At 45.9% G+C, this 18,428-nt stretch carries 19 protein-coding genes and 1 pseudogene; 7 read left to right on the top strand and 13 right to left on the bottom strand.

The annotated features are described in order from the left end of the window. Positions 1-11 precede the first annotated feature (11 nt). Complete coding sequence (locus NQ544_RS13160) at positions 12-1,079, top strand: Rid family hydrolase (RefSeq protein WP_006847560.1); 1,068 nt, start codon at positions 12-14, stop codon at positions 1,077-1,079. A gap of 18 nt (positions 1,080-1,097) precedes the next feature. On the opposite strand, the pseudogene NQ544_RS13155 reads toward NQ544_RS13160, so the two are convergent. From NQ544_RS13155 to rpmH, 7 genes and pseudogenes are all read right to left on the bottom strand, one after another. Continuing rightward, positions 1,098-1,376 (bottom strand): annotated as a pseudogene (locus NQ544_RS13155) (hypothetical protein); the annotation flags it as partial. Between the two features lie 381 nt (positions 1,377-1,757). Further along, the gene (locus NQ544_RS13150) at positions 1,758-1,895 is read right to left on the bottom strand and encodes a hypothetical protein (protein WP_006847562.1); all 138 of its coding nucleotides are present in this window, start codon (positions 1,893-1,895) and stop codon (positions 1,758-1,760) included. 278 nt (positions 1,896-2,173) lie between these two features. After that, complete coding sequence (locus tag NQ544_RS13145; protein WP_153134034.1) at positions 2,174-3,322, bottom strand: 1-acyl-sn-glycerol-3-phosphate acyltransferase; 1,149 nt, start codon at positions 3,320-3,322, stop codon at positions 2,174-2,176. A gap of 165 nt (positions 3,323-3,487) precedes the next feature. Beyond that, positions 3,488-4,483, bottom strand: a complete 996-nt coding sequence (locus tag NQ544_RS13140) for a D-alanine--D-alanine ligase (RefSeq protein WP_006847565.1) — start codon at positions 4,481-4,483, stop codon at positions 3,488-3,490. 5 nt (positions 4,484-4,488) lie between these two features. Then, the gene (locus NQ544_RS13135; protein ID WP_228023697.1) at positions 4,489-5,547 is read right to left on the bottom strand and encodes an RluA family pseudouridine synthase; all 1,059 of its coding nucleotides are present in this window, start codon (positions 5,545-5,547) and stop codon (positions 4,489-4,491) included. A gap of 148 nt (positions 5,548-5,695) precedes the next feature. Next, positions 5,696-6,430 (bottom strand): PASTA domain-containing protein, encoded by a 735-nt coding sequence (locus NQ544_RS13130; RefSeq protein ID WP_006847567.1) that lies wholly within the window; start codon positions 6,428-6,430, stop codon positions 5,696-5,698. Between the two features lie 226 nt (positions 6,431-6,656). Continuing rightward, entirely contained in the window at positions 6,657-6,812 is a 156-nt protein-coding gene (gene rpmH, locus NQ544_RS13125) for a 50S ribosomal protein L34 (protein WP_004351099.1), read from the bottom strand. Positions 6,813-7,033: 221 nt separating this feature from the next. Between rpmH and efp the strand changes: the two genes are divergently transcribed. From efp to NQ544_RS13100, 5 genes are all read left to right on the top strand, one after another. Continuing rightward, the gene (gene efp, locus NQ544_RS13120) at positions 7,034-7,600 is read left to right on the top strand and encodes an elongation factor P (RefSeq protein ID WP_006847569.1); all 567 of its coding nucleotides are present in this window, start codon (positions 7,034-7,036) and stop codon (positions 7,598-7,600) included. Between the two features lie 63 nt (positions 7,601-7,663). Continuing rightward, positions 7,664-8,722 carry a glycosyltransferase family 2 protein gene (locus tag NQ544_RS13115; protein ID WP_006847570.1) on the top strand — a complete coding sequence of 353 codons (1,059 nt, stop codon included), beginning with the start codon at positions 7,664-7,666 and terminating at the stop codon, positions 8,720-8,722. 52 nt (positions 8,723-8,774) lie between these two features. Continuing rightward, positions 8,775-9,464 carry a RadC family protein gene (gene radC, locus NQ544_RS13110; RefSeq protein WP_006847571.1) on the top strand — a complete coding sequence of 230 codons (690 nt, stop codon included), beginning with the start codon at positions 8,775-8,777 and terminating at the stop codon, positions 9,462-9,464. 101 nt (positions 9,465-9,565) lie between these two features. Next, positions 9,566-9,886, top strand: coding sequence for a metal-sulfur cluster assembly factor (locus NQ544_RS13105; protein WP_006847572.1), 321 nt, complete (start codon positions 9,566-9,568; stop codon positions 9,884-9,886). Between the two features lie 61 nt (positions 9,887-9,947). Beyond that, entirely contained in the window at positions 9,948-10,712 is a 765-nt protein-coding gene (locus NQ544_RS13100) for a UDP-2,3-diacylglucosamine diphosphatase (protein ID WP_006847573.1), read from the top strand. A 139-nt stretch (positions 10,713-10,851) separates the two neighbouring features. Here the strand turns inward: NQ544_RS13100 and NQ544_RS13095 are convergent, their stop codons facing one another. The 6 genes from NQ544_RS13095 to NQ544_RS13070 all read right to left on the bottom strand — a co-directional run bounded on the left by NQ544_RS13095 (position 10,852) and on the right by NQ544_RS13070 (position 16,814). Beyond that, the gene (locus NQ544_RS13095; RefSeq protein ID WP_006847574.1) at positions 10,852-11,898 is read right to left on the bottom strand and encodes a sugar kinase; all 1,047 of its coding nucleotides are present in this window, start codon (positions 11,896-11,898) and stop codon (positions 10,852-10,854) included. An 85-nt stretch (positions 11,899-11,983) separates the two neighbouring features. Beyond that, the gene (locus NQ544_RS13090; RefSeq protein ID WP_006847575.1) at positions 11,984-13,186 is read right to left on the bottom strand and encodes an acetate kinase; all 1,203 of its coding nucleotides are present in this window, start codon (positions 13,184-13,186) and stop codon (positions 11,984-11,986) included. 45 nt (positions 13,187-13,231) lie between these two features. Then, positions 13,232-14,278 carry a phosphate acetyltransferase gene (gene pta, locus NQ544_RS13085; RefSeq protein WP_006847576.1) on the bottom strand — a complete coding sequence of 349 codons (1,047 nt, stop codon included), beginning with the start codon at positions 14,276-14,278 and terminating at the stop codon, positions 13,232-13,234. A 245-nt stretch (positions 14,279-14,523) separates the two neighbouring features. Beyond that, a complete protein-coding gene (gene cdaA, locus NQ544_RS13080) occupies positions 14,524-15,294 on the bottom strand; it encodes a diadenylate cyclase CdaA (protein WP_006847577.1) in 771 nt (256 codons plus the stop codon). Then, a complete protein-coding gene (folP, locus tag NQ544_RS13075; RefSeq protein ID WP_006847578.1) occupies positions 15,291-16,136 on the bottom strand; it encodes a dihydropteroate synthase in 846 nt (281 codons plus the stop codon). Before folP ends, cdaA begins: the two co-directional genes overlap by 4 nt. Before the next feature lie 456 nt (positions 16,137-16,592). Further along, positions 16,593-16,814 (bottom strand): DUF6722 family protein, encoded by a 222-nt coding sequence (locus NQ544_RS13070; RefSeq protein ID WP_006847579.1) that lies wholly within the window; start codon positions 16,812-16,814, stop codon positions 16,593-16,595. 143 nt (positions 16,815-16,957) lie between these two features. On the opposite strand from NQ544_RS13070, the gene NQ544_RS13065 reads away from it, so the two are divergent. Beyond that, positions 16,958-18,259 (top strand): UDP-N-acetylmuramoyl-tripeptide--D-alanyl-D-alanine ligase, encoded by a 1,302-nt coding sequence (locus NQ544_RS13065; protein ID WP_006847580.1) that lies wholly within the window; start codon positions 16,958-16,960, stop codon positions 18,257-18,259. The last annotated feature ends 169 nt before the right edge of the window (positions 18,260-18,428 follow it).

Raw genomic sequence — 18,428 nt, 5'->3', positions numbered from 1 at the left:
AGAAAAACGAGATGGACAAATACATAATACTTTCACCAGAAGCTAAGGGTTCATTCAATGATCGCCTTAACTTTCTGTATCTAAAACTAGGTAACTTTCTCGATACAGAGAAACTGGAAAACCGTACCTTGCAATATTGTAAGGTATTCCTCAGCGACGCCCAGAACCAGATAAAAGAGTTAGAAGAATCTCTCCTTTATCAGGAGTTTCTGAAAGGCGCAAACCTCACTATCGTGGAACAGACTCCACTGAATGGCAGCAAGGTGAGTCTGCTAATCAAGACAACGGACTCCCAGACTTCCATTCTCTTTCACAGTCTTCGCCTTACAGAGGAGGAGGCTAAGGGAAAGGATTCGTACGAACAGACCCGTCTTCTCTTCAATAAATACCTGAAGACTATCGAAGGTACGGATATGACAATGGAACGCAACCTGATTCGCACCTGGATATACGTCACCAACATCGATGTAAACTATCAAGGCGTAGTAGAAGCCCGTAATGACATCTTCGATAAAGAGGGATTGACAGCAGACACCCACTACATCGCCAGCACAAGTATCGGTGGCGCCACTCCGGTACGCCATGCAGCTGTAGCCATCGACTTCCTCACCATCCCCCATATCAAGGAAGAGGACAAGAAGTATCTTCAGGCACTCGAACATCTGAATCCTACCCATGAATATGGAGTAGCCTTCGAACGAGGAACCCGGCTTACGCTACCTACCCATACTCTCCATCCAGAAGTAAGCCAGCAGTTCAAGCAACAATACTTCATCTCCGGTACAGCCAGTATCGACAAGCATGGAGATGTGGTCTATGAAGGAGACATCGTGCGCCAGACCGGCAGACTGCTTGAGAACATCGGCGCCCTGCTGAAAGATGGCGATGCCACGATGAATGATATCCAATACTTCATCATCTATCTGCGCGACATCTCCGACTATCATACGGTTGCCAAATTGATGCAGCAGTTTTATCCACAAATACCCCGCATCATCGTGGAGGCAAAAGTATGCCGCCCCGGCTGGTTGATAGAAATGGAATGCATTGCAGGGAAGGAATTATGTTCTACAGAATAAGGAATTATAAAGATTCCGTTATCTAACCTTTGTCGGAATCCTCTTATCACTCATGATTTCATTTCCTGCCGCACGGGCATCCAGCTCTACTGGCTTGGATGTGAAATCAGGGGTATTATAGGAATCCAGCAACTCATCGTAGTACTTCTTCGGATTGCGCTGTGGCAACAGGAACGGCTTGCTTACATTGCCCTTGTCATCGATGCAGGCGAGATAAAGACGGGTATAGAGGCCGTCACCGCGGCGGGATGTAAAGACAAACCAATGGGAATCCCTGCTCCAGTTGTGCCAGCTATCGATGGCACTGCCCAGAATATCACGACCGCCACACCGAAGAGCAGCGACAGCAGCGGTTTCCAAGTTTTTATCATCAAATTCTTCATGAGATTATATTTTAAATTCATGTTCTTTCCACAACACCCGTGGACGATTTAGAACTTTCCTTATACCCGTACAAAGTTACAATAAAATATTGTAACTTCCAAACAAAAACATACATTCAACAAGATAGTACAGAAGAAAAGCAATAAAAGTCAAATCCTGCTAACATAATGCTACGAAAAGCCCCGACTGCTGGACGGCAGTCGGGGCTTAGACCTATTCCGTCAGAAACTCTTCACTCTTCACCTTATGCTCTGAAACGCCCATAAACAGGGCGTTTCAAGGGGTGAAGAGTTATCAGCGACTCTTCACCCACTCTTCACCACTCTTCACCAAGGCACGAGGCATCGAGGCGTAAGAAGATACGCAAATCCGCCGAAACAGAGAGGTGAAGAGTGGTGAAGAGTAGGTGAAGAGTGCCCGAATACTCTTCACCGCCCGGAATGCCGATAAACACAGGGGATTCCGAGCGAAAGGTGAAGAGTGAAGAGTATTTCTTCGTAAGCTTCGCATAAAAACGAAACAAAGGCAAAGGGGAAGGCTGTTCTAGGCGAACAGTCCACTAGCGGCTATAGCGCCAGTAGGCTGTCTGTGGTTTGCCAGTTAACAGTCTGCCTTAAACAGCTTATGAATTACCAATTAGGAGTCTGATTAAAACAGGCAGATAATAACAGTTTCCAACATCATCAAACAGAAAAAGTATTACCGTGCCGCTATTGAGCAGCAAGGTAATTACGTACAGGATTAGCATACATCTCGAGAAATTTCTCTCTCAAGTAAGCTTCATCCTTATTTGGAAGGTCAATTTTCGCAAGCTGACCAGCCATATATTTTTCAAATTTTGCCTTATCTTCGGCAGTATATTCAGCCTGATGAGCAGTTGAGTTTTCAAGCAAATCAAGAGCCACATAGTTGCCCGGATAGAGGCGGTAGTTCTTGAATATCTGCTCATCCATGTAGGCGGCTACCTTATTATATATATCCTGCTTAGGCATATCAGGATCAAGACTGTCCAGATAATCATCAAGACATGGAGCTGCATGATAATGCACATGACCCTTATAACCGAAGATACCGGTCTGCATGCTTACCAGGTCATCCATTGGTCCCTTCTTCCAATCGGCATTATCGCGCTTCTGCTGGAACTCCTTTGCCTTCAGGAAATCGCATGGATCATATTCGTAACTGATAGAGAGCGGTACGAGATGAAGTTGTTTCAGGCGGTCGATAATGCTACCCTCGCCTCCCATCGACATCATCTGGAGGATACTCTTCTGGGTGCGGTCATTACTGTCCTTGGCCCTACCCTCGCGCTGGGCTATCCAGATGTTCTCGTTCTTCTCCTTGATGGCGAAATGCATATAGTCAGAGAGGCGCTTGCTCGACATCAGCATCTGTCGCATGCTCAGGGCACGCTCTACGATAAACGCCTTGTTGACACGTACCAGGCCCTTGACCCAAGGAAGAGAAAGGAGATTATCGCCGATAGCTATCTCACAGGTGGTCTTAAAACCATTATCGACAAGAAGGACATCGAGAATGGCTGAATCGAGCACGATATCACGGTGATTACTGATGAAAGTATAATTACGGGTATTATCGAGCGATGTGCAATCCATCTCGCAGCCTGTTGCTGCCTTCTTCAGAATGCCATGAACAAAATCGTAAGCAAAAGCCAGCTGGAAATCCAGATTGGTCTTACATGCCTTCAACTTCTGGGCAATCATCTCGAAAGGTACTTGTGGATAGAGATAGGCAAGCACTTGTTTAAACTGATCGTTTGAAAGCAAACGGTCGAATACCTCTGGGAGATCTTCAGGCTCCCAAGGACGGATGGTATCAAATTCTTGAGGGATCTTCATAACTTTATATTTTTATGGGAAGTTAGAGAAGTAAAGAGAAGTTATCACTCCCTATGGTCGTTTGGGAAGTTAAGGGACAAATGCTTTTTACCACACCTATAGGCTTCAAAACTATTGTCCCTTAACTTCTATAAATTCCCTTAACTTCTATAAATTCCCCAATTATTAGAACTGATTCTCCACAATTTCGCTGAGCACATCCTTGATATCAAGACCTGCTGCACGAACCTGCTGAGGAATGAAACTGGTAACGGTCATACCTGGAGTGGTATTGATCTCCAGCATGTTCACCTTGTCTTTACCATCCTTATCCTTAGAGATGATATAGTCGATACGGATGATACCGTTGGCATGAAGAATGTCGTAGATGCGGGATGTAGTCTTGGCAACCTCTTCTGCAGTCTCTGGAGAGAGACGGGCTGGAGTGATTTCCTGTACCTGACCGTTATACTTGGCATCGTAATCGAAGAACTCGTTGGTAGTAACCACCTCTGTAGCTGGCAGTACAACAGTCTTCTCGGCTGTCTTGTAGATACCCTGTGAAATCTCTGTACCATCAAGGAAGCCCTCGATCATTACCTCATTGCTCTCCATGAAAGCCACACGGAGGGCTGGAGCCAGCTGGTCAGCATTCTTCACCTTGCTCACACCAAAGCTACTGCCGTCAGCAGCAGGCTTTACGAAACAAGGCATACCGATGCGCTTGGCAATCTCTTCTTCATCATAAGCTTCACCGCGACGGAGCAAGATACTGTCTGCTACGTTTATACCGAAACCGCGCAGATAATTATTGAGCACATACTTATCAAAAGTCATTGCCTCTACCAGAACACCGCTTGTAGAGTATGGCAGATGGATGAGGTCGAAGTAGCCCTGCATCACACCATTCTCACCAGGCTGTCCGTGGATGGTGATATAAGCATAATCGAAATAGACATGCTTGCCGTTCATAACGAAAGAAAAATCGTTCTTGTCAATCTCGATAGTCTCACCATTATCCAAAGCAACATGCCAGTCGGTGCCCTTCACATCGACGAGATAAATATTGTAGCGCTCTTTATCAAAGAAAGAGTACAAACCCTGTCCTGAGCGCAATGATACGTCGTGCTCAGAAGAATCACCACCACATACGATGGCTATCGTTCTCTTGCTATTTTCCATAATTACTAAATATTTTTGAATGTATCTTGTGTGGTGCCAGCGATGAAGCCGCGCCACTTTTCTATTAATTGTCTAAAATCATTTGGCCACTCACTGTCAAAATCCATCTGCTGCTTGGTTGTAGGATGCACGAAGCCGAGTGTCTTGGCATGGAGAGCCTGACGCGGACAGAGTTTGAAGCAGTTCTGGATAAATGCCTTGTAGCTGCTACTGCGCTGACCTCTCAGAATCTCTGTTCCGCCATACGTTTCGTCCATAAAGAGCGGATGACCGATATGCTTCATGTGAGCACGAATCTGATGGGTACGGCCTGTTTCAAGCACACACTGCACCAAGGTGGTATAACCGAAACGCTCCAACACCTTGTAATGCGTAACCGCCGTCTTGCCTATTCCGCTATCCGGATCGAAGACCTTCATACGGAGGCGGTTCTTCGGATCACGGCCGATATTGCCTTCTATGCGACCTTCATCTTCTACAATGTTGCCCCAAACGAGCGCATTGTAACTGCGATGGGTAGTCTTGTTGAAGAACTGCTTACCCAGTGCGTTCTTTGCCGTAGGAGTCTTTGCCACAACGAGCAGTCCGCTGGTATCTTTATCGATTCGATGCACCAAGCCCACTTCCGGATCATTGGCATCAAACTCAGGCATATCCCTTAAATGCCAGGCTACCGCCTGAATCAAGGTTCCATGAAAGTTGCCCGCACCCGGATGCACCACCATACCTGCTTCCTTGTTGACCACCATCAGCTGATCGTCTTCATAAACCACATTGATAGCGATTTCTTCAGGTTTGATACTCGTTTCATGACGAGGACGGTCGAGCATCAGAGTAACCAGATCATTAGGGCGCACCTTATAGTTGCTCTTTACCGGTTTACCATTGACATGGATGAATCCGGCATCAGCAGCCTGCTGAATACGGTTACGGCTCTGATAGGCCATCTTATCAGCCAGGTACTTATCAATACGCACCGGATCCTGGTTGGCATCCACCTGAACCTTCCAGTGCTCATAGAGTTCATCTCCTCCTTCACCAGAAGCAGCGGTTCCTTCCTCCATCTGGAGTTCATCATCCAGTTCGTCCATATCTCCTGCATCATCAAACCCGAAGTCATCCTCTACAGGAGCATATACCTTATTACATATATATTCTAAAAATATCATTCGTATTACTATTGAATTCTTCACTCTTCACTTTTCATTTCTCCTACTCCACCACTTCCTTCTGATGGTGTTCATGCGAAGGAGCAGGCTCTGTGGCTTCCGTACCAGGAACCACCTCGAAGTTGTCTTCATGAGTTTCTCCGCTCATGTCACCTTCGCCTTCCATCACATCTTCTTCGCCGTGATAAACCGGATCTACCACATCGATAGAATCATCAACGCTCCGTTTACCATTGCCAACCTGTATGACAAGCACATCATCGATAGAAACCTTATCACCAGCTACAACATGCTTACCCTTAACGAGGATACCATAAACCCAATCCTCTTCGCCAGGAATATATTCAGGTGTACCCAGTTTGAATCCCATAGCAGTAAGTTTAGCCATTGCCTCTCGCAACGAACTGTTGTCAATGACATCAGGAATGGTGATACGTGGAGAATGATCAGAATTGATGGTAACATAGATAACATGTCCCGACTTTACCACTTCTCCGAAAACCGGAGTCTGCTCCAGAATGACATCAGGCGGCAAAGAGCGGACATATCCCGTATCCGTTACAACAATTTCCAATCCCGCATCGTCGAGGATATGTGTAGCATCATCGATGTTCTTATATCGAATATCCGGCACACGGATGGCCTCACCATGATGGGTATAGATATCGATGCCATACTTGACACCGACACAGAGCAACACCAGTACCAGAATCATGGCACCGATATTCCCCCAAAGGTACTTACTCTTAAACTTATTTATAAACTCTGATGAAGTCATATATTATTTTTTGGTGCAAAGATACAAGTATTTGGGGGAAGAACAAAATAAAAAGGAAAGTTTTTGCACTCTCACCACCTAATTTTATGATATAAAAACAAAACATCTTTGTTCCCAAAAGAGCAATCTCAGAAAAGGAAGGGGCGTTATAAACAACAAAAAGCAGCAAAGAATACATCCTTGCTGCTTTTAATGTCATCGTCAACAGACGAATCTTTCCTCGGAATTACTTTCCGTGGTGCTCGTCAGATACAGTTAACTTCTTACGGCCATGAGCACGGCGAGAAGCCAATACGCGACGACCATTCTTAGTTGCCATACGCTCACGGAAACCATGCTTGTTTACGCGACGACGATTGTGAGGCTGAAATGTTCTTTTCATTTTTCTTATTTATTTTTTAATTAATATTCTTCACAAAAGTGCAAAACACGCCCTTTTTGGGCTGCAAAATTACGCATATTTTCTGAAATAACCAAGAAAACTACCAAATTTAGCTTAAATATTTATGTTTTTTTCGATATTTCCTTTGATTTTTCATGTTTTTGCCGTAACTTTGCACTCGATTTTGAGATTATTATAATAACATTCAAGATAAACAAGAAATGATTAATTCACAGGAAATTAAGATTGGTACTTGCATCCGCATGGATGGCAAAGTATGGGTTTGCATCGACTTTCAGCACAGAAAGCCAGGTAAAGGTAACACCGTAATGAACACAAAATTGAAGAATGTTGCCGACGGTCGTGTATTGGAACGTACATTCCAGGTAGGTTTCAAATTGGAGGATGTTCGCGTTGAGCGCCGTCCTTACCAGTACCTCTACGAGGACGCTACTGGTTGCATCTTCATGAACCAGGAGACTTTCGAGCAGGTGCCTATCGCTAAGGAGAACGTTACTGGTGGCCAGTACATGAAGGAGGGTGACGTTGTTGAGGTGGTTACTGATACAACTGATGGTACTATCCTCTTGGCTGAAATGCCAGTGAAGACTACTTTGAAGATTACTCACTCTGAGCCAGGTGTAAAGGGTAATACTGCTACCAACGCTACAAAGCCTGCTACATTGGAGACTGGTGCTGAGGTTCGTGTTCCTTTGTTCATCAACGAAGGCGAGACTATCCAGATCGACACCCGTGACGGTAGCTACCTCGGTCGTGTAAGCGAGTAATACATCCTCCAACAGGAAGATTGTGCTCTTATTGAGTAAAACTAACCCTTAATAGTAAGAAGAATGAAATATTCCATCATAGTACCTGTATTTAATCGTCCTGACGAAGTGGACGAACTTTTAGAGAGTCTGACTCATCAATCAGAGAAAGACTTCGAAGTTGTCATCGTTGAGGATGGCTCACAGACTCCCTGCGAGGAGGTGTGCAAGCGATATGAGCACATGATGGATATACATTATTACTATAAGGAGAACTCTGGTCCGGGCCAGAGTCGCAACTATGGTGCCGAGCGCGCCAAGGGTGAGTATCTTCTGATACTCGATAGCGACGTGGTCTTGCCAGAAGGTTATCTGAAGGCTGTAAGTGATGAGTTGAGCCGTGAGCCAGCCGATGCTTTCGGCGGTCCCGACAAGGCACACTCATCATTTACAGATACTCAGAAAGCCATTTCTTATTCCATGACTTCTTTCTTTACCACCGGTGGTATCCGTGGCGGAAAGAAGAAGATGGATAAGTTCTATCCCCGTTCATTCAACATGGGCATCCGCAGGGATGTTTATCTCAGGTTGAATGGCTTTTCCAATATGCGTTTCGGTGAGGACATTGATTTCTCTATCCGTATCTTCAAGGCAGGCTGCCGTTGCCGTCTGTTCCCTGAAGCATGGGTATGGCATAAGCGCCGCACCGACTTCCGCAAGTTCTGGCGACAGGTCTACAACAGTGGCATCGCCCGCATCAATCTCTACAAGAAATATCCAGAGAGTCTCAAACTCGTGCATCTCCTTCCTATGGTCTTCACCGTGGGTGTAATAGGCACGCTGCTTCTGCTCTTCTTCGGCTTCCTGCCATACATGCTTGGCACCGCTCACGTATTCCCAACCTTGGGCAATGCGATGGCAGCATTGGGCTGCATCGGTCTCGCCGGCATCATTCTCTATACCATCGCACTGTTTATCGACAGCAGCAGAGAGAATCACAGCGTGAAGATAGGCTTGCTGAGTATTCGCGCTGCCTTCACACAGCTGATGGGTTACGGATGCGGATTTCTTTCTGCATGGTGGAAGAGATGCGTACTGGGACAGAGCGAATTCTGCGCATACAACAAGACTTTCTACAAATAAGACTTCCCCGCAAAAAGAGAAGCCAATAATAATCTACTTATCAGTTATTATTATGGCAGAGAAACTAACCATTGCCAATTGGGCAGAAGAAGACAAGCCTCGCGAGAAACTGGAGCGTTTGGGAGCCTCAGCATTATCCAATGCCGAGCTCTTAGGTATTCTGATTGGTTCGGGATCTACTGACGAAAGTGCCGTAGACCTGATGAAACGCATTCTGAAGGATTGCGACAACAACCTGAACCAGCTAGGAAAGAAGTCCATCAGAGAACTGACGCAATATAAAGGAATGGGACCCGCCAAAGCCATCACCATTCTTGCAGCCTGCGAACTGGGCAAGCGCCGTGCTCTCGATAAGATTGGCACACGTCCCGACTTAGGCTCATCCCTTGCCATCTACAACTATATGCTTCCGAAGATGCAGGATTTAGATACAGAGGAAGCATGGCTCCTGATGATGAACCAGAACTTCAAGCTCATCAAAGCGAGCTGCATCTCAAAAGGCGGCATTACAGAAACGGCAACCGACATCCGTCTTATCATCAAAGAAGCGGTGCTCAACAACGCTACCATTATCGCCTTCTGCCACAATCATCCCAGTAACAATCCTCAGCCAAGCAAAGCCGATGATGTACTTACCCAAAAGATTGCCAAAGCCTGCGAAATCATGCGCCTCTTCTTTATGGACCATGTCATCATAACCGACGGTGCCTTTTATTCATATCACGATAAAGGTAAATTGTAGTCTATTTGGTGCATATTAGTCCTTCTGCAAGAAAAAAACAGCTTTTCTTTTTGTTTTGTCTGCAATAATTATTATCTTTGTAGGCAAAAACAAAGATTATTATGACACAAGAAGAAAAGACAAAGATAGAAGAAAAGATCGTAGATGTGCTTAAGACCGTTTACGACCCAGAGATTCCTGTCAATATCTGGGACCTCGGTATGATTTACAAAATAGATGTGAAAGACGATGCCACCGTAGATCTCGACATGACCTTCACAGCCCCTTCATGCCCTGCTGCCGACTTCATCCTGGAGGATGTAAGAAGCAAGGTAGACAGCGTGGAAGGCGTAAAATCTGCCAATGTGAACCTTGTATTCGAACCGGCTTGGGATCAGAGTATGATGAGCGAGGAAGCTCGCGTAGAACTCGGTTTTGAATAAAGACAAAGCCGTTGAATTCTTCACTCTTCATTCTTCACTCTTCATTTAAAAAGAATCGCTTATGAAAAATGTATATTTCCTCTCAGATGCGCACCTTGGCTCATTAGCCATTCCGCATGCCCGCATGCAAGAACGCCGCCTGGTCCGTTTCCTGGACAGCATCAAGACGAAGGCTGCGGCAGTTTATCTCCTGGGTGACATGTTTGACTTCTGGAACGAATATAAATATGTTGTACCAAAAGGCTATACACGCTTCTTAGGTAAACTCTCGGAGTTGACCGATATGGGAGTGGAAGTACATTTCTTTACGGGTAACCACGACCTCTGGACCTATGGCTACCTGGAGGAAGAGTGTGGCGTTACCGTACATTACAAGCCTCAGACCATAGAGATATACGATAAAGTATTCTATCTGGCACATGGAGACGGACTGGGTGACCCAGACAAGAAATTCAAGTTTCTGAAAAGAATGTTCCAGAACCAGACCTGCCAACGCCTCCTTAATGCGATTCATCCTCGCTGGGGAATGGCTTTGGGCTTGAACTGGGCTAAGCATAGCCGACTGAAACGTGCTGACGGAAAGGAAGAGCCTTATATGGGCGAAAAGAAGGAGTTCCTGGTACGCTTTGCCAAACAGTATATGCAAGGTCACAAGGATATAGATTACTTCATGTTCGGCCATCGCCACATTGAACTGGATCTGATGTTGAGCAAAAAGACCCGACTGATGATTCTGGGCGACTGGATATGGCAGTTCACCTATGCCGTGTTTGATGGCGAACACATGTTTATGGAAGAATATGTGGAAGGCGAAAGCCAACCGTAATAAACAGTTTATAGTTGATAGTTAATAGAGTTTATAGGACTATCTTACTTAAAGAGGTTCCTGCTATAAACTATTAACTATCAACTATAACTATCTCAGAGCAAGATTGCCCTATTAACTATAACCTATCAACTATAAACTATCTCTGTATGCGTCCTCCCGAAGAAGTCATGTTATTGATGATTTCTTCTTCTGTAACCAGATTCTGATCACCCGGAACCGTATTTTTTATCGCGCTTGCTGACAGAGAGAAATCCAGGCAATACTGGTTCTTGTCGCCCCACTTCTGATGGGCATGAATATAGGCAGCAATAAAGGCATCACCTACACCCATCGGATCAACAATCGGCTCAATATCATAGATTCTTGTAGTATAGAGCTGATCTTCTACAGCATCATAGAGCAAGCCGCTCAAGGTATGATGACTGCTGGCAATCTGATTTCTTACCGCCATCACCATCTTCTTACACTTAGGGAAGAGCTGATGCATCTTGCGGAAATACTCCTGATAAGCCTCCTTGTCAATCTCATAGTCTGCATCCAAAGCCTCGAAAGGAATATGAGGCACACCGCTGGCTATCTCCCACTCATTCTGGTCACCAAAGATGATGTCGCTATACTGCATCATCTGGAATAGCACATCATGAGGCTCCAGACCATATCCCCAGAGATTCTTACGGTAATTAATATCGCAGGAAATGGTCAACCCGTCAGAAACAGCAAGTTTGATGGCATCCATAGTTGATTCCATCGCATCGCGGCTGATAGCACAGGTAATGCCGGAGCAATGGAATACGGCAGCATCAGCCAGCACCTTTTCCCATTTCACCATTCCGCGCTTCAGCGTATAGAAAGAAGAATTCTTGCGGTCGTAAACCACACGGGAATTGCGCATAGCTACTGCTTCTTCGAAATAATAAGTTCCGAGACGTTCGCCGCCACGCACAACATGAGAAACATTCAGACCGTACTCTCTGAGATGCATCAACGCTGCCTCACCCATCTCACCATATGGCACACGGGTTACATACTCTACATTATCGCCTAAATAAGCCAAAGAGATGGCTGCATTAGCCTCACTGCCACCATAATTGCCAAACATATGATGTCCCTGAAATAAACGTTGATAACCAGGCTTAGAAATCCTAAGCAATATTTCTCCGAAAGTTACAATCTTTGTTTTCATAATTCTCAAAAATCTCAAAAAATTAAAAAGGTGAAGACCATTCACTTATGTTTCTAGTCTTCACCTTATTATATATAGCGTATGATTACTTGTTAGCAACCAATTCCATTGTATCGCGAGCGATAACAATCTCCTCGTCGGTAGGAACTACAACTACCTTCACCTTACTGTCGTCAGTAGAGATGATAGCTTCCTCGCCACGAACCTTATCGTTCACTTCCTTGTTAATCTTGATGCCAAGATACTCCAGGTTCTTGCAAGCTTCCTCGCGCAGGTCGGTCTGGTTCTCACCAACACCAGCTGTAAATACGACAGCGTCAACGCCACCCATAGCTGCTGTGTAAGCACCAATGTACTTCTTGATGCGATACTCGTACATGCGGAGAGCCAGCTGAGCCTTCTCGTTACCCTCGTTGGCAGCGTTCTCGATGTCGCGCATATCAGAAGAAATACCTGTAATACCGAGCACACCACTCTTCTTGTTCAGGAAGTCAGCCATCTCCTGTGGCTTCATGTTCAACTTCTCCATCAAGTAGGTAACGGCAGAAGCATCGATGTCACCACAACGTGAGCCCATCATCAGACCAGCCAATGGGGTCAAGCCCATTGAAGTATCCAATACCTTACCGTTCAATACAGCAGCTACAGAGCCACCGTTACCGATGTGGCAAGTAATGATCTTGGAGTTGTTCTGGTCGAGACCGAGAATCTCGCAAACACGCTTAGAAACATAGCGGTGAGATGTTCCGTGGAAACCATAACGGCGTACGTGATACTTCTCGTACAACTCGTAAGGAATTGCATAGAGATAAGCGTAGTCTGGCATTGTGCTGTGGAATGCGTTGTCGAATACGCAAACCTGAGGAGTGCCAGGCATCAAAGAGTCAACGGCACGGATACCCTTCAGGTGACCTGCGTTGTGAACAGGAGCGAGGTCGCAAAGTTCCTCGATACCATCCTCTACGCTCTTGTCAACGATAACACTCTCGTTGAACTTGTCACCACCCTGTACGACACGGTGTCCTACTGCGTCGATTTCCTTTAAGTCCTTGATAGCACCGATTTCCGGGTCGAGCAGACACTTGAACACGAAGTTCACACCTTCCTTGTGGTCAGGCATGTCGTGCATGATCTGCTTCTTCTCGCCGTTAGGCAATTTCACCTTGATGAAAGCGTTATCAAGACCGATACGCTCTACACCACCCTGTGCCAATACAGACTCATCGTCCATATTATATAACTTGTACTTGATAGATGAACTACCGCAGTTCAGAACCAATATTTTCATAATGTTAATTTTGTAATGTTATTGATTGAATAAAGTTAGTCTCAATTACGCCTTCTTAGCATCCTGTGCCTGGCAAGCTGTGATGGCTACCATGTAGTAGATGTCATCAACAGAGCAACCACGAGAAAGATCGTTTACAGGACGGGCAATACCCTGGAGGATAGGACCGATAGCGATGGCACCACCCAAACGCTGAACGAGCTTGTAGCCGATGTTACCAACCTCGAGGTTAGGAACTACCAAAACGTTAGCCTTACCAGCTACGTCAGAACCTGGAGCCTTCTTGGCAGCTACCTCAGGAACGAGGGCTGCATCTGCCTGAAGTTCACCATCGAGATGAAGCTCTGGGAACTTCTCCTTAGCAATAGCTACGGCATCCTTTACCTTGTCAATAATATAAACACTCTTGCCAGTCTCCTTGTTGATAGCATCCTTTGCGCTACCCTTTGTAGAGAAGCTCAACATGGCAATCTGTGGATCAGTAATACCTGCCACTGACTGAGCTGTATGAGCTGTAGTATAGGCAATCTGAGCAAGCTGGTCTGCTGTAGGGTTTGGAGTTACAGCAACGTCACCCATTACTACAACGCCATCCTGACCATACTGCTTCTGGTCTGAGATGAGCAACATAGCACCACTTACGCAAGTGATACCTGGAGTACACTTGATGATCTGAAGAGCTGGACGGAGAGTATCACCAGTAGTGCTCAATGCACCAGAAATCTGACCATCAGCGCCCTCAGTCTTGATAATCATACAACCGAGGTAGAGGTTGTTCTTAGTTACGAGTTCACGAGCCTGCTCTACGGTCATGCCCTTCTTCTTGCGAAGTTCAGCGAGCTTCTCAGCATACTCCTCAGTCTTAGGGTTGTTTTGTGGATCAACGATAGTAGCCTTGTCGATGTTGTTAAGACCCCACTGAGCAGCGAGATTCTTAATATTGGCAGGGTTACCGATGAGGATGATGTCTGCGAGATCATCAGCCAAAACTTTATCGGCTGCTTTCAATGTACGCTCCTCTTCTGCTTCAGGGAGCACGATGCGCTGCTTGTCAGCTTTAGCGCGAGCTACGATTTGCTGTAATAAATCCATTTTACTTTTTAATATTTTATATATTTTGTTGTTTCCTAAGTAGATCTGTCAAAGTGTTAGGTGATGTTATCTTGTTTTTCACCTTTTTGCCACATCGACTTTGCAAAAGTACACATTTTCTTTGAAATAGCAGCGATTAAAATGTGTAAAAAAAGCTAAATCGGGAGATTATTCATATCGTAAAGGTTTACGTAGTAGGAAAAGTGATGAATTCTTCACTCTTCGTTCTTCACTCTTCACTTAACTTATATCATTTCCAGAGTAAGGATGCTTTCCAGTTCCTCGGCCGAGAGTCTGAGTTTGAACTCGCCCTTGATGGCCACGCTGATTCGTCCGGTCTCCTCGGATACAATGACGGCGATGGCATCACTGCTCTGTGATATTCCGAGAGCGGCACGATGGCGGAGTCCCAGTTCCTTCGGAATATCGAGGTTATGACTCACAGGCAGAATACATCCGGCTGCCATGATGCGCTTATTGCTCACTACCATGGCTCCATCATGAAGCGGCGAATTCTTGAAGAAAATATTCTCTATCAGCCGCTGGTTAATCTTGGCGTCTATCTCCTCACCCGTATCCATGATGTCCTTCAGTGGAACGCCTCGCTCTATAACGATAAGAGCACCTACGTATTTCTTCGCCATACTCATACACGCCATCACAATCGGCATGATGGTCTCCTTGTTAGCCTCCTTCTGGCTCTCCTTGCTGGAGTGGAAGAAGCGAACCAGCCGGCGCATACCTTTCTGCGAACCGATTTCATAAAGGAATCTACGGATATCCTCCTGGAAGATGACGATGAGGGCGATGACTCCCACGCTCACCAGTTTATCCAGGATAGAACCCAGCAGACGCATTTCCAGTATCTGACTCACAAAGAGCCAGATAAGCACGAAGAGCATGATGCCCACGAAGATGTTCAGGGAGCGCGATTCCTTCATCAGACGATAAACATAGAACAGCAGCGAGGCTACCAGGAGAATATCGAGAAAGTCTTTGATGCCAAATTCTATCATGTGCGTCCCTCCTTCATTGCTTCTATTATCTTCACAGCCTCAGCAGCTTCTTTCACATCGTGCACTCTGAGGATGCTGGCGCCCTTCATCAGGGCGATGGTGTCGAGCACGGAAGTTCCATTGAGCGATGTCGTAGCATCTCCACCCAGCAGCTTGTATATCATACTCTTGCGGGAGATGCCTACCAGAACCGGAAGTTCCATCACGTTCAACTTCTCCATCTCATTATAAATCTGATAATTCTGGATGAGATTCTTGCCGAAGCCGAAGCCTGGGTCGAGGATGATGTCCTTGGCTCCCAGGTCGCGCAACTGCTGTACCTCTCTGGCAAAGCCCTTCATCATCGTTTCGAGCGTAGGCTGCACCGACATTAATATATAAGGTACCTTCAGCTCGCCCACCACACGGAACATTTCAGGATATTCCTCCTGTCTCTGCTCCAGCGGTACATTGGCGATACCAGTAATTCCACCTTCTGATACATCGTTGATGATATCGGCTCCCCACTCCTCGATACACTTACGTGCCAAGGTTGGGCGATAGGTATCTACGGAGACGGCAGCATCCGGTTGCTCCCTGCGAACGATGTCGAGAGCAAACTTCAGGCGTCTTCCCTCCTCCTCTTCCGATACTTCATCGGCACCGGGACGGGTGGAGAAAGCGCCCACATCAATGATGCTTCCACCTTCTTCTATAATCTGATTAGCTCTCTGAGCTATCTCCATTTCAGTCTGTTTTCTACTGCCAGAGTAGAAACTGTCGGGCGTAACGTTCAGGATGCCCATCACCTGAGGGATACTCAAATCCATCAAGCGCCCCTTGATATTGATCGTATATTCCATCGGATTATAACTCCTTAAGCCACTTTTTACCTGGCTTTGTGTAAGTCCAGGCAATAAAACTTAGGCTAAAAATTGAGCAAACTAAAAAGAACAATGCCAAATAGCTCATAATTCTACAATTCCTTAAGCCACTTTTCACCCGATTTAGTATAAGTCCAAGCTATAAAACCAAGACCGAAAATCGAGCATACTAAAAAGAACAATGCCAAATAGCTCATAACACTACAATTCCTTAAGCCATTTTTTACCGGGCTTAGTATAAGTCCAGGCAAGAAAGCTCCCACCTATGATTGTTCCAACCACAAAGAAAAACAATAGTCCATTGTAAACTTCCATAACTTAATATTTTACAAATCTTTCAACCATTTCTCGCCTGGTTTTGTATATAACCAAGCTAAAAAACTTCCACCGACGATACAGCAAATCAGAAAAAATAATGCTAAATAACTCATATAATCAATATTTTAAAATTTTATTAGCTATACCTGCAAAAACAGCTGTAGCCAAAACACCAAAAATTAATACAGAGACATCACCGACCGTAGCTTCACCTTTCAGCAACGGCAAGAAACCTCCTACCCCAGTCCCCGTAAATATCAACTGGGATAGATTATAGAAATAGCCTGCCAGCTTTTCCTTCCTTACTTTCGTTTTATCTTTTTCATCTCTACTACCCATAAAGAGCCTCACTTTCTAAAGATTCATCGAATATTTCTGCAAAAATAGAAAGAATATTCGAGATTACCATCATTTTTTGGGAAAATTGTTTGTTATGTCCATAATTTAGATTACTTTTGCACCCAAAATAACAGTTATAGACTATGGATATTTCAGAACTCTATCAGATTTACCAAGCGCACCCAGTGATTACCACTGACAGCCGCGACTGCCCAGAGGGCAGCATCTTCCTGGCTTTGAAGGGTGCATCGTTTGATGGCAACAAGTTTGCCGACATGGCTTTGGAGAAAGGCTGTGCCTATGTGATTGTAGATGAAAAAGAGTATGCCAAGGAAGGCGAGGAACGCTACATCCTCGTAGAGGACTGCCTCACCACCTTCAAGGAACTAGCCCGTGAGCATCGCCGCCACTTCGATATTCCTGTGGTAGGCATCACCGGAACCAACGGCAAGACCACCACCAAGGAACTCGTCTCTGCTGTTCTCGGCGAGAAGTTCAACGTGATGTTCACCCAGGGTAACTTCAATAATGATGTAGGCGTACCAAAGACCCTCTTCCGTCTCTCACCAGAGAATGAGATTGCCGTTGTAGAGATGGGTGCTTCCCATCCTGGTGACATTCGAAAACTCGTGGAATACGTGGAACCAACCTGCGGTATGATTACCAACGTGGGCCGTGCCCATCTGCAGGGATTCGGAAGCTTCGAAGGCGTAAAGAAGACCAAGGGAGAGCTCTATGATTACCTCGCAGCCAACGATGCCCTCGTCTTCATCAATGCAGACAACGAGCATCTGATGCAGATGGCTGAGCAGCGCAACATCAACCGCCTCATCACATACGGCAAGGATGAAAACTGCGATGTATGGGGAGAAGTCATCTCCTGCGCTCCTTTCCTGAAGTTCCGCTGGCGCACCGAGAGTTTCGACTGGCATGAGGTTCAAACCCATCTCATCGGCTCTTACAATATCGACAACATGCTTGCTGCCATCACCATCGGTCTTCATTTCGATGTGAAGCCTCAGCAGATAGATCATGCCCTGGAGAACTACATCCCAAGCAACAACCGTTCGCAGTTGGAAGAGACGGCGCACAACAAGCTGGTGGTGGATGCCTACAATGCCAACCCTTCGAGCATGGCAGCCGCCATCGAGAACTTCCGCATGATGGATGTGCCTCATAAGATGGCGATTCTCGGACAGATGGGCGAACTCGGCGAAGTGAGCCATGAGGAGCACCAGAAGGTAGTAGACCAATTGCAGACAGCTGGTCTGGAGAATGTATGGCTGGTGGGCGATGAATTCAAGGATATTCCATGCAGCTACCGCAAGTTCCAGAATGTAGAGGAGGTGAAGGAAGCGCTCAAGGCGAACCAGCCTCATGACCATTACATCCTCATCAAAGGCAGCAACAGCGTGAAGCTCTTCCAGCTTCCGGAGTTGTTATAAACGGTTATTATCGTACAGCTAAAAGGTGTGTGGTTGTACGATTATAGGGTGTTGCCACTAGGCTCGGCAGATGTGCTGACTGCAGTCGGCAGACCTGCTGACTAGGCTCAGCAGAGCTGCTGAGCCTAGTGGGGAATCTCTTAGATACATACTCCTTTAACCTGATATT

The organism is Segatella copri DSM 18205, assembly GCF_025151535.1.
Lineage (GTDB): Bacteria > Bacteroidota > Bacteroidia > Bacteroidales > Bacteroidaceae > Prevotella > Prevotella copri.
This window is presented reverse-complemented; position numbering and strand designations above follow the sequence as displayed.